Here is a 12,893-nt window from a genome sequence, read left to right on the forward strand (position 1 = left end):
CGCAAGCCCACAGAGGAGGAGGACGCCATGACGTACTCATACGACGTCACCCGGCCCATCGGCCGCGTGCGGCTCCTCCTCAACGACGTCGGCGAGCCGTGGGTGTTCTCCGACGCCGAGATCGCCGCGTTCCTCGAGATGGCCCGCGGCGCCAACCCCAAGCGCGCCGCCGCCCTAGCGATCGACGCCAACGCCTCCAACGAGGTCCTCGCCTCGAAGGTGCTTCGCAGCCAGGACCTCGCCACCGACGGCGCGAAGGCCGCTGACGCGCTGCGGAAGCACGCCGCGCTGCTGCGCACCGAGGCCGGCGAGGACGACGCCGCCTCCGACGAGGGCTCCTACTTCGGCCTGGTCGACATGGTCGGCCCCACCACGTACCCCGAGCTCACCGAGCGCCCCTCGCGCTGGTGGCTCTGATGCCTCGCCCCACGCAGGCCACCGGCCGCCCGGGCACGCCGGTCATCCCGGCCGACTGGGAGACCGCCCACCGCGTCGTCGTCGAGCGAGCCATGCGCGGCCGCGTTAGCCTCCGCATCCCCGGTACGACGCAGGTCTGGTCCGAGGAGGACCAGGAGATGCGGACCGTCCCGCGGGCGCCGTACGCCGTCGACGTGCCCGCCCGGGTCCTCGAACTCAACGGCGAGGCCAAGGTCATCCGCACCGGCGAGGACACCGAGATCGTCGTCGACTTCCTCGTCACCGTGCCCGCCGGCCGCGACGACGTCGCCACCGGCCACCTGGTCACCGTCACGACCTCGACCGACCCGCTCCTCACCGGCACCACCCTCCGCGTCGACCACGTCGGCCGCGGCACCGAGCGCTTCGAGCGCGACCTCTACTGCACCCACTCCGACTGAGGAGGACCACGATGGGCATCAACATCGACGTCTCCCAGGTCGCCGCCCTCGGATCCCGTCTCGCCGGCGCCGGCGGCCGAGTCGGCGCCAAGGCCTCCGCGGCGTTCCGCAAGACCATCCTCGACATCGAGGCCGACGCCAAGATGCTCATCGAGGCGTACGACGCCGTCGACACCGGCGACATGATGAACAGCGTCTCCTCCACGATCACCGGCGACGGCCGCACCGGCACGATGACCGGCGAGGTCGGCCCCACCGTCGACTACGGCCTGTACGTCCACGAGGGCACCAGCGTGATGCCCGGCCGGCCCTTCCTCGGCGACGCCTGGGACCGCCGCGTCCCGCCCTACACGCAGGCCCTAGCGAAGATCGCCGAGTCCGAGACCCTCTGATGACCGCCCCGTCCCGGCGCGCGATCGCCAACTCCGTCGCGACCCGACTCGTCAGCGTCGCCAAGGCGACCGGCTACTACGGCCAGATCGGCCGCCCGCTGCCCGGCCAGGCGCTCGTGAGCGACGGCGGCACGGTCCCGGACGACCCGCAGCCGAAGGACCCGCTGAACGGTGATATGCGCGTCAAGCCCTACTTCATCCTCTACCCCGGCGCCGGCAGCCCCAGCGACGAGCTCGCCGTCGCCGACACGATCACCGACCTGGTCATGCCGCTGCCCATAACCGCGGCCGCCGGCGACATCGAGGACCTCCTCGCCCTGTGCGACCGGATCCTCGGCGTCTTCGACACCTGGCGGCCCGCCATCGACGGCGTCGCGTTCGACCGCGTCCGTTTCCCCCTCGGCTACGTCCCCGGCCAGTACCTGACCGACGACCAGTTCAAGCCCGCCCGGCTCTACATCCGTCTCCCGCTCCAACTCACCGCCACCACCTGACCGGTCCTAGGAGGCCCCAAGATGGCAACTCTCACCGCCCAGACCAGTCAGGTCACGGGCACGACCCTCACCCCGGCCACCCCGGCCGGTGCCGGCGGCGACCTCGTCCCCGTCGGCTCCCACGTGATCGTGCGCAACGGCTCCGGTGCCTCGATCAACGTCACGATCGAGACCCCCGGCAACGACACCTACGGGCAGGCCCGCCCGGACATCGTGACCGCCGTCGCCGCCGGCGCGGTCGCGAAGTTCGGGCCCTTCGCTCCCGACCTGGCCGACCCCATCACCGGCCTCGTCAAGATCATCTGCTCGGCCACCGCGTCGGTCGAGCTCCGGGTGGTGGCGTTCTGATGACCGCGAGCGAGTTTGTCGACGTCTACGACACCACCTCCGGCCGCCCGAACCGCGTGCCCCGCCACTGGATCGGCGACCCGGTCCTCGGCCGCAACATCGTCCTCACCGCCGAGCAGCGCGAGCTCGACGGCGCCCGCGCCGCGGCCGAGCAGCTCGCGGCCGACGAGGCCGCTGAGGCAGCCGCGGCGGCCGCCGAGATGGCGGAGACCACCGTGCCCGCCGACTCCGTCGCCGTCGAGACGCCCGTCGAGTCCGAGCGGCCCGACGAGGAGTGGACCGCCAAGCGCATCGAGGCGTTCGCCGACGGCGCCGACATCGACCTGACCGGCGCCAAGGGCTCGAAGGCCGACATGGTCACGCGCATCAACGAGGTCCTCGACGCCCCCGTCGAGCTGACCAACCAGGACCCGGACGGCAACCAGCCGGCCGACGAGACCCCGACCGGGGACGAGGAGAACTGACATGCCCAAGTCGCTGGCCGACGCCCACATCAAGATCGCGATCTGCACGACGGCTCCGTCGAACCCGGCCGCCCCGACCGTGCTCGAGCTCAACAACGGCATCCAGGCCGCGAGCCGGATCCTGCTCTCCGACTGGCTCTGGACGCCGACGGACTCCGACAAGATCAGCGAGCGGGCCGTCTCGGACGCCAACAACGTCAACGCGCTGGGTGGGTCGAACTACTCCGCCGGCATGACGATCTGGCGCTACTTCAACGCCGGCACCGGTGTCGCGGACCCCGTCGAGGACTCGCTCTTCACGGCCACCAAGGTCAAGGGCTCCTCGCTGTGGATCTACCAGCGCAAGACCGGGAAGCTCGAGACCGCGCCCTGGGCGTCGGCCGACGAGATCTCCCTCGGCGGCCTGGTCATCACCGACCTGCCGCAGGAGACCGACGCCGGCGGCTACATCAAGAAGCGGATCCCGCTCGAGCCGCAGCAGATGTACCCCAACATCGCGGTGGCCTGACCCCAGACCGGGTGGTGGGTGGACGTCGAGGCCGCCCACCACCCGCACCTGCAGCACCCCTCCTCGACGCACCTCGACACCTCGACAACCTCGACAGGAGCACCACCATGAGCGACAACCCCTTCGGCAACCCCGACGGCCACGATCACGACCACGGCGAGCACGACCCCGGCGCACACCGGCCCCTCTCCAGCGGGCTGCTGTCCGTCGAGGACGTGCTCGCTGCTGCGCGTCTGCCCGAGCGCACCGCCACCATCTGCGTCCGAGCCGACCTCACGGCCGAGCACGACGCGATCATGGCCGAGATGGCCACGCTGGTGACGCCAGGCGGCGAGCTGCTCGCCGATGACGACGAGGCAGCCGTCAGCGACCAGTCGAACGCCGCTCGGGCCCGCGAGCTGGCCGACCGGGACCGTCGGGTACTCGACGAGATGCGGGCCAACCTGTGGCGTGTGCGTTTCCGCGCCATCGACTCCGACGAGTGGCCGGAGTACAAGAAGAAGCACATGCCCAAGGGCAAGGACGTCGACCTGAAGGACTTCCGCACCAAGCTCATCGCCGACTGCGCGATCGAGCCGCCCATCACCGAGGACCAGGTGCGCGCGCTCCGCAAGAAGTTCGGGTCGGGGCAGATCGACAAGCTGTCTGACACCGCGTTCCAGGCGTGCGAGCAGGGCGGGGTCGACGTCCCAAAATCGCCCAGCTCCTGGGCCAACCTGGCGCAGAAGTAGCGCGCCAGCAGATCGCCACCGCGCGCTCGCTGCAGGTCGCGCCCACGCTGTACCTCGAGATCCGCCTCCCTGGCGTCACGTACCTGTACGACGACCCGCAGCACCCGGAGCGGCGCACCGGCGAGATCCACTCCCCGCCCTACACGCGAGACGACCGCGCGCTCCTGCTCGCCCTCGAGTTCTACGAGGGATCCCTGTGCAGGTGCGGGATCCCGATCTCGGTGGCCTGGCACTCGGAGATGGACGGGTTCTTCGACGTCGACGAGGTCGTCTGCCATGCGTGCTCGGCCCGCGCCGGTCGGCAGGTGGCCTACACGACCCGGCTCCGCAGCAGCAGGAACCCCGACCTGCCCATGCCGGAGTACGTGCCCGGCCGAACCATCACCACCCCGGACAAGGGGCCAACCGGATCGTGAGGTGAACGGCGGATGACAGCAGAGTCCCGGTCCGTTGTCGTCCGTCTCTCGATGGAGGCCGCGCAGTACATCCGTGACGCCCAGAAGGTTGGCACGGTCACCGCGGACGCGATGTCGAAGGTCGAGAAGTCGACCATGTCGGCATCGCAGGCCCAGGACAAACTCGCGGACGGGGCGGGCAAGGTCGGGATCGCGGCCGCCGTCGGGGTCGGGGCCGTGGTCACGGCGACCGCGAACTTCGACCAGGCCATGTCGAAGGTCCAGGCCGCCACCCACGAGACCACGTCGGGGATGCAGAACCTCCGGCAGGCTGCCCTCGACGCCGGCGCCGACACGGCGTTCTCCGCCTCGGAAGCCGCCGGCGGGATCGAGGCGCTGGCCAAGGCCGGCCTGGAGACGCAGGAGATCCTCGACGGCGGCCTCACGGGAGCCCTGGACCTCGCGGCCGCTGGCGAGATGCAGGTCGCGGATGCCGCCGAGGCTGCCGCCGGCGCGCTGGCCCAGTTCAAGCTCGACGGGGACCAGGCCGCCCACGTGGCCGACCTCCTCGCCGCCGGTGCCGGGAAGGCTCAGGGCGACGTCTCCGACATGGTGCTGGCCCTCAAGCAGGCCGGCACCGTGTCCGCCCAGACCGGGCTGTCGCTCGAGGAGACCGTCGGCGCGCTGTCGGCGATGGCGGAGCAGTCGCTGCTCGGCTCGGATGCCGGTACGTCGTTCAAGACGATGCTCGCCTCGCTGACCCCGAACAGCGAAGCGGCCGCCGACGCGATGGCCCAGTACAACATCCACGCGTTCGACGCCCAGGGCAACTTCGTCGGGATGACGGCCCTCGCCGGCCAGCTGCGCGACGGCCTGTCCGGGCTGACCGACGAGCAGCGGGCGATGGCGCTCGAGACGATCTTCGGTTCCGACGCCGTCCGGGCCGCGTCGATCATCTACGACAACGGCGCCGAGGGCATCGCGAACTGGACCGCGAAGGTCAACGACGCCGGGTTCGCCGCCGAGACCGCCTCGATCAAGCAGGACAACCTCCGGGGCGACCTGGAGAAGCTCGGCGGCGCCTTCGAGACCGCGCTCATCGGGTCTGGTGAGGGTTCTCAGGGCTTCCTCCGTCAGGTCACCCAGGGCCTGACCAGCGTCATCGACAAGTACTCCGAGCTCCCGCCCAGCGCGCAGTCCGCGACCAGCGCGATCATGGCCGGCGCGGCCGCGGTCGGCGGGTCGATCTGGGTTGGGTCGAAGCTCGTCCAGGGCATCGCGAGCACCCGTGAGGCCTTCGACAGCCTGGAGACCAGCGGCAGCCGGGCCGGCAAGGTCATCAAGGGCATCGGCACCGCATCAGCTGTAGCCAGCGGGGTGCTCATCCTCGCGGGCGCTCTGACCGAGCTCAGCAACAGCGCGGCCGAGTCACTGCCTGGCATGGAGGCACTCGAGGGCCGCCTGATCGGCATCGCCAACGCCGGCGAGGGCTTCTCGATCAGTCTCGGACCGGAGTTCGACTCCCTCGGGGCCTCGCTGGACCGGCTCGCGGACCCGTCTCGCGTGCAGAAGCTCAGCGACTGGACCAACTCCGTCAACGACGCGCTGTTCCCCGGGAAGCAGTACGCCGACTCGAGCTCCCGCGAGGCCCTGCAAGAGGTCGAGGCGCTTGACGCGGCGCTCGCGTCGCTGGCGTCCAGCGGCAACAGTGAGGTCGCGGCGGCGTCCCTCGAGCGGGTGCTGTCGACTCTCTCCGATCCGCAGGCAGACGCGCTGCTCGGGCTGCTGCCCCAGTACGACGAGGCCATGGCGGGCGTCGCCAACGACGCTGAGCTTGCCGCCAACGCCCAGCACGACGTGGCCGACGCCACCTCGGCAGTCGGGTCCGCGATGCGCGCCGCCGCGCCGATGACGAAGGCCCAGGCTGAGGCCCTCAAGGATGCCCGCGACCAAGCCTCCGACACGGCCCGGGACTTCGTGGGGCTCGGCGACTCCCTCGACGACGCCAAGGTCTCGCTGGGCGACTGGATCAGCGAGATGGCCGAGAACGCGGCCGCGCTCGAGAACTTCACGGCCAACGCCAAAAAGGCCGCGAAGAACGGGCTCCGTGAGGGCCTGATCCAGGAGCTCGAGAACGCCGGCACGGCCGGTGCGCTGCGGATGAAGCAGCTGGCCAACGCCACGGACGAGGAGATCGCCCGCGCGAACAAGGCGTGGGCGCGCGGGCAGAAGGCGATCGACGACTACGTCGACGCGGTCGTGAAGGTGCCGGGCGAGAAGTCGACCACGCTGAACCTCAAGGCGATGGACGCGATCGCGGACCTGATCGCGTTCCGGAACCGGCTCGACGAGGCCACCAAGGACCGGATCTTCTCCATCACCACGGTGTACAAGACGGTCCGCTCGGCCTCGGACGCACTGCCCGACCGCACACCGCGGAAGGCTGGTGGCGGGCAGATCCTGGGCCCCGGCACCACGACGTCCGACTCGATCCCGGTATGGCTCTCCAACAAGGAGTACGTCATCAAGGCGGCCGCGGTCGACCACTACGGGGTGGGGTTCTTCGACGACGCCAACGCGATGCGCCTCGCTGGCGGCGGCTCTGTCGACAAGGCACAGCAGCGTGACGCCGCGGCCCGTCGCGCCCGCGAAGAGCGTGAGCGTCGCGAGGAGGAGCAGCGTCAGCGTCGTCTCGACGCCCAGCGTGCCAAGGACCTCCTGGCTTCCGACCTCCGCGACGAGGAAGAGCAGCAGCGCCTCGAGCTCCTCGATGCACGGCGCCGTCTGCGGTCTGCTCGCAAGGCGGGCCGTCCGATGTCTGAGATTCGTGAGGCTCAGCTCGCGCTCCAGCAGGAGAAGGCGGATCGCGACGACATGGCTGCGCGGGTCGCTCAGGAGGCTGCGGACGAAGAGGCCCGGCGCCAGAAGGAGCACGACGACGCGGTGCTCGAGGGCCAGACCCGTGCCTGGGACATGGCCAAGGACGCCGCGAAGGCGCAGGTCGACGCCGCTCAGCAGATGGTCGACACGGTCAAGGCCAACATGGAGCGCCTCGGTGACGCTGCGGTGGCCGGGTTCGACAGCCCCCTGTTCTCGAAGAGCCAGTCTGGGCTGTGGACCGGCGGCGGGATGGCTGGCGGCGGCTGGCGTGCCGCGCTGACCAACGACATCAGCGGCCTGCGCGAGCGGTCCTCGATCATCACCAGCCTGTCCAACCCGTCCCTCGGCCTCTCCCCGCAGGCACTCGAGGCGCTCCTCGGGCAGGCGTCCAACCAGCAGATCCAGGAGATGCTCGCTGCCGGGGAGGTCGACGACTACGCGGCGTTGTTCGCCGAGCGCGCCCGCCTCACCGGAGCGGTTCGCGGTCAGGCAGGCGTGGCCGGCTACGGCGGCGAGTGGGCGGCCGCCAACGCCCAGTTCACCGCGATGAACCAGAAGCTCGACCTGCTCAACACCCTCATCGCCGGAGCCCGCCCGATCAACGTCACCGAGACCGTCAGCGCCGCCGCCCTGGCCGCTGAGATGGCCCGCCTGCAGGCAGCGACGGGAGGCTTCTGATGCCCGCCACCGGCCTCACCCTCGGCGACATCTTCCTGGCCGCCCACACCGCCAACGTCGTCCCGGACGCGTACGGCGTGCGGTGGAAGCTCACCAAGCTCGACGGTTGGGACGACGGCTGGGAGGGCAACAACCCGAGCGTCGATCAGCGCCCCCAGGCCGACGGCGCGTGGGTCGCCCCTCAGTACGCCGGCCCGCGGATCGTGCACCTCGGCGGGTCGCTCGACGCCGCCTCGTGGGACGACGTCACCCGCGCATGGAACCGGCTCCTCGCCCAGGTCCCGTTCCGGCAGCTCGGCACCCTCCGCGTGTCCACCGGCGAGGGAACCGAGCCCGAGCTCACGGCGCTGGTCCGCCAGCACGAGAAGCCTGTGCTGACCCGTATCGGTGGCCACGGGAACTTCTCCCTGTCGCTGCTCGCACCGGATCCGCGCCGGTACGCCTCGTCGTCGCGGATGGTGTCGCTGGTGCTGCCGCTGCTCTCCGGTGGCATCGCGCCGCCGCTGACGCCTCCGTTCACGGTCACCGGGTCAACGACGATGTCGCAGGCCACGCTCCTCAACGACGGGACGACCACGACCTACCCGGTGATGCTGGTCGTCGGGCCGTGCCCGCCGGCGACGATCGCGAACCTCACCACCGGCGAAGCCCGCCGCGTCCTCGACGCCGTTCCCGCTGGGCAGACGCTGGTCATCGACGAGCTCAACGGCACCGCGACCACCGGTGGACAGGCGCGTCGGCTGCTCGGCACCCCGGTTGGTCTCGTCCCGGGCGCCAACGAGATCGCGTTCTCCGCCGACGGCTACGACGCTGCGGCCAGCCTGTCGATCTCCTACCGCTCGGCGTGGAAGTAGAGGCTGGGCGTGGAGATCTCGTGGTGGGCGGTCGACTTCAAGACCGGCGTCCGCATCAGCCAGGTCAACGTGAAGTCCTCCGGGAAACTCGCGCGGATCATCGGTCTGCCCACCGACACCACCGTCTCCGTGCGCTGCTCCCACGACGGCGTCGTGGTCCCGGGCTGGGACGAGGCGACTACGCCCGGCCGGATGATGCTGGTCGCGGTCGACGCCGACGGCGACCAGATCATCTGGGGCGGCCTCGTCCGCCGCCGCACGAGCGACGTCAACGACGCCTGGGTCGACTGCTCGGCCGACACCCTCGAGCGATACCTGCAGCGGCGCTACATCAACACCCCGCTCACGTGGAACGACGTCGACCCCACCCAGGTTGCCGTCGACGTACTCGGCCAGGTCACCGGACTCGCCCCGCTGGTCGTCGACGCCAAGATGGTCGGCCACCCCATCGTGCGCGGCTTCTACGACATCACCGACAACAAGCGGGTCGGTGACGTCCTCGACGACCTCGCCGGCCTGTCCACGGGCATCGAGTGGACGGTCGACCTCGAGTGGACCGACGCCGCCCACACTCAGATGCGGTACGTCGTACGCATCTCACCTCGGCTCGGCACACCCGGCGGGGTGGCAGCCACCCAGTGGACGATGCCCGGCTGTGTCACCGGCGGCACGTTCATCGAGGACTTCGGCACCGAGACCGGCGCAAACGACATCATCGCGCTGTCGTCCGGGGAGGGCGAGTCGAAGCCGCGGTCCACCCGCTACGAGGACACCCTGCTCCTCGCGTCGTACGCCCGGTTCGAGCGCCGGTTCACCCCGGCCACCTCGATCACATCCACGTCGACGCTCGACCAGTACGCGGAGGCCGAGCTCGCGGCCACCCGCCTCGGGCTGTCGCAGCTCACGATCACCGCGAACCTCGACGCGGCCCCGCAGGTCAACCGCGACTGGTGGCTCGGCGACGACATCGACGTCCACATCACCAGCCCCCGCTTCCCCCGCCAGGTCGGCACGGACGGGTTCTGGGTCCCCGGCTACAGCCGGCGGCTACGCACCGTCGGGTGGGAGCTCGACCTCGACGCCCGCACGATCGTGCCTCGCATCAAGGAGGCCGCCTGATGGTCGACAACCGCGGCATCGACACAGACCTCGGCTGGGTCAACCGCAAGCTCGAGCAGCTCCAGCGGCAGATCGAAGCACTGCGGTCCGAGCGCCGCGCGGCGGCGACCACGATCACCGACGGCGACCTACGAGTCTCCGGCGGTGGGTCGCTCATCGTCGACGGCGGCGACTTCCTCCTCCTCGACACGGACTCCTCCACCGTGTTCCGCCTCGGCCCGCAGATCCACGGCGACCGCGGCGTGTCGCTCCTGCGCATCGATGGCACCGAAGCCCTCGCAGTCCGCAAGCGGTTCGCCGGGTCGACCGATCAGTCCATCGGCGTGTACGACCGCAACGGCAAGCAGATGCTCGTCGAGGAAGAGCTCGGCGACGGCTTCGCGGCCCCCGCGTTCCCCATCCCCGTCCAGCCGCGGCTCGCGACCTCGGGCGCCGTGAACGCCGGACCACACGGCCTCGAGGTGTCCACCACGAGCGGCAGCTTCGTCACGACCCATCTCGCCCAGTTCTTCCGCCAGAACCAGTACCTGCGGATGCGCATCGCCGTCGCGGCCTCCGACACCACAACTGCGGCCGAGGTGCAGGTCATCAACACCGCCACCGGGCTCGCCCTGCGGCCTTTCCTCGCCGCCGAGTGGCTCGGGGTCCGGGCCGCCGGCAGCACCGCCTACACGATCCTGCAGGCCGGCAGCGGGGTCCCGCTCGTCGCACCGGGTGCCTTCGGGGACCTGATCTCCCTCGAGGTGCAGGTCCGTCGCACCGCCGGCAGCGGAACCCTCACCGCCGCCGTTCCTTTCGCGTCCGGCTCCAGCGGCGCCGCCTACTAGCAAGGAGAGCCGATGCCCACCATCACTACCGTCGACGCCACCTGGGACACCGGCGTCACCATGGACGCCGCCGAGCTCCGGCGCGCCGACACCGCGATGTTCCTCGGCGACGGCGCGGCCAACGGTGTCCGCGGGGGGATCGTGCGGCACGGCGACACGTCCCTCGCGGTCAGCGTCAACGGCTCCGACCAGGTCACCGTCCAGCCCGGAGCGTTCGCGATTCCGGCCGCGACCGGTCTCGGGGTCTACCGCGGCGCGCTGTCGGCCGCCACCTCGGCTGTAGCGCTGACGGCCCGGAACGGTACGAACCCGCGCATCGACCTGGTCGTCATCCAGGTCACCGGCACCAACGCCACCGTGAAGACCATCGACGGCACACCAGGCTCGTCCCCATCCGCCCCGGCGCTGCCAGCGCAGCACATCGAGCTCGCCCGCGTCACCGTCCCGCAGGTCGGGGGAGGTGCCGTCACCGTCGACTCCAGTTGGCGTGCGTACGCCACGGGACTCGGCGGCACGCTGCTCGTCGAGACCTCCGCCCGACTCCCCGGGTCCGGCAACCAGAAGGGCCAGCGCGCTGTCGCGCTCGACACCGCCCGCGGTCACACCTGGAACGGGACTACCTGGGTTGCCGACGGCCAGTGGGGCGCCTACACCCCCGCCTGGACATCCACCGGCACCGCTCCATCTCTGGGCAACGGCACCCTGACCGGCCGCTACATCGACGACAACAAGAAGATCACTGCCTACGTCGACTTCCGCGGCGGCTCTACCAGCACGTTCGGAACTGGCAGCTACCGCTGGAGCCTCCCTGTCCCTGCCGCCGCCTCGTACACCGCGCCGGCTGCCCTCGGCGGGTGGTTCTACGTCGAAGACGTGGGCGGGATCGGCTACATGGCCTTTCCCCGCCTGGTCACCTCAACGACGTTCGAGCTCGTCTTCCACTCGGTCACCACCGTCGGAGCGCTTTCCACCATCGTCGGCGCGACGGCCCCGTTCACCTTCGCCGTCAACGACTTCACCCGCGGACACGTCGAGTACGAAGCCGCCTGATGCGATCGATGAAGCCATGACCGCCAATAGCAGCCACCGGGGAGAACGCGCCTTGATCTTGCGACTCGCAGGACACTACGGACACCGGGGTCTATGGCTCATCGTCATGGGCTCCATCTGGTGTGTCTTCGGGATCGGCATCATGCTCGGCGGCGCCAGCGAAGACCGTCCCTTCGTTATCCACCAGATGCTCCCCGACCCGGTGCAGGCCGCCGCGTGGACCCTCACCGGCATCTACGCCATCGGCCACGGCCTCCGCGGACCCGGCCGCGACGACAGCAGCGGCCACGTCGCGCTCTACCTCGTCCCCGCCGCCTGGACCGCCTCCTTCGCCGCGTCCGTGCTCGTCTGGTACGTCACCGGTATCGTCGGCTGGCTCGGCTTCGACGTCCCGCGTGAGGGCTACGACCGCGGCTGGTATAGCGCCCTGCTCTACGCGATCATCGTCGCGATGATCCGGCTCGTCTCGAGCTGGGCCAACCCGTCGACGCCAACGATCCCCGTCCCTGATCTGCCGCCACTGCCCGATCTCGGCGATGGGAGCGGCCGTGGTTGAGAAGGTCGTGCTCGTCCTCCTCGGGGCCATCCCCACGATCGTGGTCGCGTACTTCGCCTACAGGGGCGCGATCGGCACCAGCCGCGACGCATCCAAGGTCGCCACGGCGGAGAACGACACCACCCAGCAAGACAAGGCCGTCGAGGCCTGGCGCTCGATGGTCGAGACCATGCTCAACCCGATGCAGCAGCGCATCACCGAACTGCAGACAGACCTCAACGCCGAGCGCGCAGCACGCGAGGCCGCCGGCGAGCAGCACCGCCGCGAGCTCGACCGGCACGCCGAGACGGTCCGCAACCTCACCCGCGAGCTCGACGAGTGGCGTCGTGTCGCGCGTGTCCTGGCGAAGTGGGGCACCGCGTTGCGCGACGAGGTCCTCCGGCTCGGCGGGACGGTCCCGATGACGCCCGAAGAGCTGCTCACGCTCCACGCGATCGAGGACCGCGGCAACCCGCACCGGCCGACTTGATCCTGCGCTGCCGCTGCTTCCTCGCTCGTGTCATCACCCGGCTCTCGGGCCGCTGAATCCCTCCGCTTCACCCGTCCGGAGTGAAGCCATCTCCTCATGCCCGGAGGTCCCCCGTGGTCAAGCCACTCGACATCGTCATGCGCGACGGCCAGAAGGTCGACGCCCTCACCGACGCCGCGCTCAAGCGCGTTGAGAATCGCCTCGGCTACGAGCTCACCGTCGTCCAGGGCTCCTACAACCCCGGCGGCGTCAAGGCGTCCGGTGGCACCCA

At 70.4% G+C, this 12,893-nt stretch carries 16 protein-coding genes; all 16 read left to right on the forward strand.

The window, feature by feature from the left end:
• Positions 1 to 27: 27 nt before the first annotated feature.
• The 16 genes from VGE38_RS07145 (at position 28) to VGE38_RS07220 (ending at position 12,622) form a co-directional block, all read left to right on the forward strand.
• Positions 28 to 417: a hypothetical protein gene (locus VGE38_RS07145; RefSeq protein ID WP_331141842.1), complete on the forward strand. Its 390-nt coding sequence runs from the start codon at positions 28 to 30 to the stop codon at positions 415 to 417.
• Entirely contained in the window at positions 417 to 857 is a 441-nt protein-coding gene (locus tag VGE38_RS07150; protein ID WP_331141843.1) for a DUF6093 family protein, read from the forward strand. Before VGE38_RS07145 ends, VGE38_RS07150 begins: the two co-directional genes overlap by 1 nt.
• An 11-nt stretch (positions 858 to 868) precedes the next feature.
• Entirely contained in the window at positions 869 to 1,249 is a 381-nt protein-coding gene (locus tag VGE38_RS07155; protein ID WP_331141844.1) for an HK97-gp10 family putative phage morphogenesis protein, read from the forward strand.
• Entirely contained in the window at positions 1,249 to 1,743 is a 495-nt protein-coding gene (locus VGE38_RS07160) for a hypothetical protein (protein ID WP_331141845.1), read from the forward strand. The genes VGE38_RS07155 and VGE38_RS07160 overlap by 1 nt, the downstream gene beginning before the upstream one ends.
• 21 nt (positions 1,744 to 1,764) lie before the next feature.
• On the forward strand, positions 1,765 to 2,091 hold the full coding sequence (locus tag VGE38_RS07165) for a hypothetical protein (protein WP_331141846.1): 327 nt from the start codon (positions 1,765 to 1,767) through the stop codon (positions 2,089 to 2,091).
• On the forward strand, positions 2,091 to 2,555 hold the full coding sequence (locus tag VGE38_RS07170; RefSeq protein ID WP_331141847.1) for a hypothetical protein: 465 nt from the start codon (positions 2,091 to 2,093) through the stop codon (positions 2,553 to 2,555). The genes VGE38_RS07165 and VGE38_RS07170 overlap by 1 nt, the downstream gene beginning before the upstream one ends.
• Before the next feature lies 1 nt (position 2,556).
• Complete coding sequence (locus VGE38_RS07175; RefSeq protein ID WP_331141848.1) at positions 2,557 to 3,063, forward strand: phage tail tube protein; 507 nt, start codon at positions 2,557 to 2,559, stop codon at positions 3,061 to 3,063.
• 107 nt (positions 3,064 to 3,170) lie between these two features.
• Positions 3,171 to 3,794 carry a hypothetical protein gene (locus VGE38_RS07180; RefSeq protein WP_331141849.1) on the forward strand — a complete coding sequence of 208 codons (624 nt, stop codon included), beginning with the start codon at positions 3,171 to 3,173 and terminating at the stop codon, positions 3,792 to 3,794.
• Positions 3,728 to 4,210, forward strand: a complete 483-nt coding sequence (locus VGE38_RS07185; protein ID WP_331141850.1) for a hypothetical protein — start codon at positions 3,728 to 3,730, stop codon at positions 4,208 to 4,210. The genes VGE38_RS07180 and VGE38_RS07185 overlap by 67 nt, the downstream gene beginning before the upstream one ends.
• A 12-nt stretch (positions 4,211 to 4,222) precedes the next feature.
• Complete coding sequence (locus VGE38_RS07190; RefSeq protein ID WP_331141851.1) at positions 4,223 to 7,747, forward strand: phage tail tape measure protein; 3,525 nt, start codon at positions 4,223 to 4,225, stop codon at positions 7,745 to 7,747.
• Positions 7,747 to 8,601: a phage tail family protein gene (locus VGE38_RS07195; protein WP_331141852.1), complete on the forward strand. Its 855-nt coding sequence runs from the start codon at positions 7,747 to 7,749 to the stop codon at positions 8,599 to 8,601. Before VGE38_RS07190 ends, VGE38_RS07195 begins: the two co-directional genes overlap by 1 nt.
• Before the next feature lie 9 nt (positions 8,602 to 8,610).
• The gene (locus tag VGE38_RS07200) at positions 8,611 to 9,720 is read left to right on the forward strand and encodes a hypothetical protein (RefSeq protein WP_331141853.1); all 1,110 of its coding nucleotides are present in this window, start codon (positions 8,611 to 8,613) and stop codon (positions 9,718 to 9,720) included.
• Positions 9,720 to 10,547: a hypothetical protein gene (locus VGE38_RS07205; protein WP_331141854.1), complete on the forward strand. Its 828-nt coding sequence runs from the start codon at positions 9,720 to 9,722 to the stop codon at positions 10,545 to 10,547. The genes VGE38_RS07200 and VGE38_RS07205 overlap by 1 nt, the downstream gene beginning before the upstream one ends.
• Positions 10,548 to 10,559: 12 nt before the next feature.
• Entirely contained in the window at positions 10,560 to 11,597 is a 1,038-nt protein-coding gene (locus tag VGE38_RS07210) for a hypothetical protein (RefSeq protein ID WP_331141855.1), read from the forward strand.
• A 106-nt stretch (positions 11,598 to 11,703) separates the two neighbouring features.
• Positions 11,704 to 12,153 (forward strand): hypothetical protein, encoded by a 450-nt coding sequence (locus tag VGE38_RS07215; protein WP_331141856.1) that lies wholly within the window; start codon positions 11,704 to 11,706, stop codon positions 12,151 to 12,153.
• Positions 12,146 to 12,622 carry a hypothetical protein gene (locus VGE38_RS07220; RefSeq protein WP_331141857.1) on the forward strand — a complete coding sequence of 159 codons (477 nt, stop codon included), beginning with the start codon at positions 12,146 to 12,148 and terminating at the stop codon, positions 12,620 to 12,622. The genes VGE38_RS07215 and VGE38_RS07220 overlap by 8 nt, the downstream gene beginning before the upstream one ends.
• Positions 12,623 to 12,893 lie beyond the last annotated feature (271 nt).

This window comes from Nocardioides sp. (assembly GCF_036405735.1).
Taxonomy (GTDB): domain Bacteria; phylum Actinomycetota; class Actinomycetes; order Propionibacteriales; family Nocardioidaceae; genus Nocardioides.

Coding starts and splice junctions, on each gene's coding strand:
- VGE38_RS07145 (WP_331141842.1), top strand. CDS start 28: ATGACGTACTCATACGACGTCACCCGGCCCATCGGCCGCGTGCGGCTC.
- VGE38_RS07150 (WP_331141843.1), top strand. CDS start 417: ATGCCTCGCCCCACGCAGGCCACCGGCCGCCCGGGCACGCCGGTCATC.
- VGE38_RS07155 (WP_331141844.1), top strand. CDS start 869: ATGGGCATCAACATCGACGTCTCCCAGGTCGCCGCCCTCGGATCCCGT.
- VGE38_RS07160 (WP_331141845.1), top strand. CDS start 1,249: ATGACCGCCCCGTCCCGGCGCGCGATCGCCAACTCCGTCGCGACCCGA.
- VGE38_RS07165 (WP_331141846.1), top strand. CDS start 1,765: ATGGCAACTCTCACCGCCCAGACCAGTCAGGTCACGGGCACGACCCTC.
- VGE38_RS07170 (WP_331141847.1), top strand. CDS start 2,091: ATGACCGCGAGCGAGTTTGTCGACGTCTACGACACCACCTCCGGCCGC.
- VGE38_RS07175 (WP_331141848.1), top strand. CDS start 2,557: ATGCCCAAGTCGCTGGCCGACGCCCACATCAAGATCGCGATCTGCACG.
- VGE38_RS07180 (WP_331141849.1), top strand. CDS start 3,171: ATGAGCGACAACCCCTTCGGCAACCCCGACGGCCACGATCACGACCAC.
- VGE38_RS07190 (WP_331141851.1), top strand. CDS start 4,223: ATGACAGCAGAGTCCCGGTCCGTTGTCGTCCGTCTCTCGATGGAGGCC.
- VGE38_RS07195 (WP_331141852.1), top strand. CDS start 7,747: ATGCCCGCCACCGGCCTCACCCTCGGCGACATCTTCCTGGCCGCCCAC.
- VGE38_RS07205 (WP_331141854.1), top strand. CDS start 9,720: ATGGTCGACAACCGCGGCATCGACACAGACCTCGGCTGGGTCAACCGC.
- VGE38_RS07210 (WP_331141855.1), top strand. CDS start 10,560: ATGCCCACCATCACTACCGTCGACGCCACCTGGGACACCGGCGTCACC.
- VGE38_RS07215 (WP_331141856.1), top strand. CDS start 11,704: ATGGGCTCCATCTGGTGTGTCTTCGGGATCGGCATCATGCTCGGCGGC.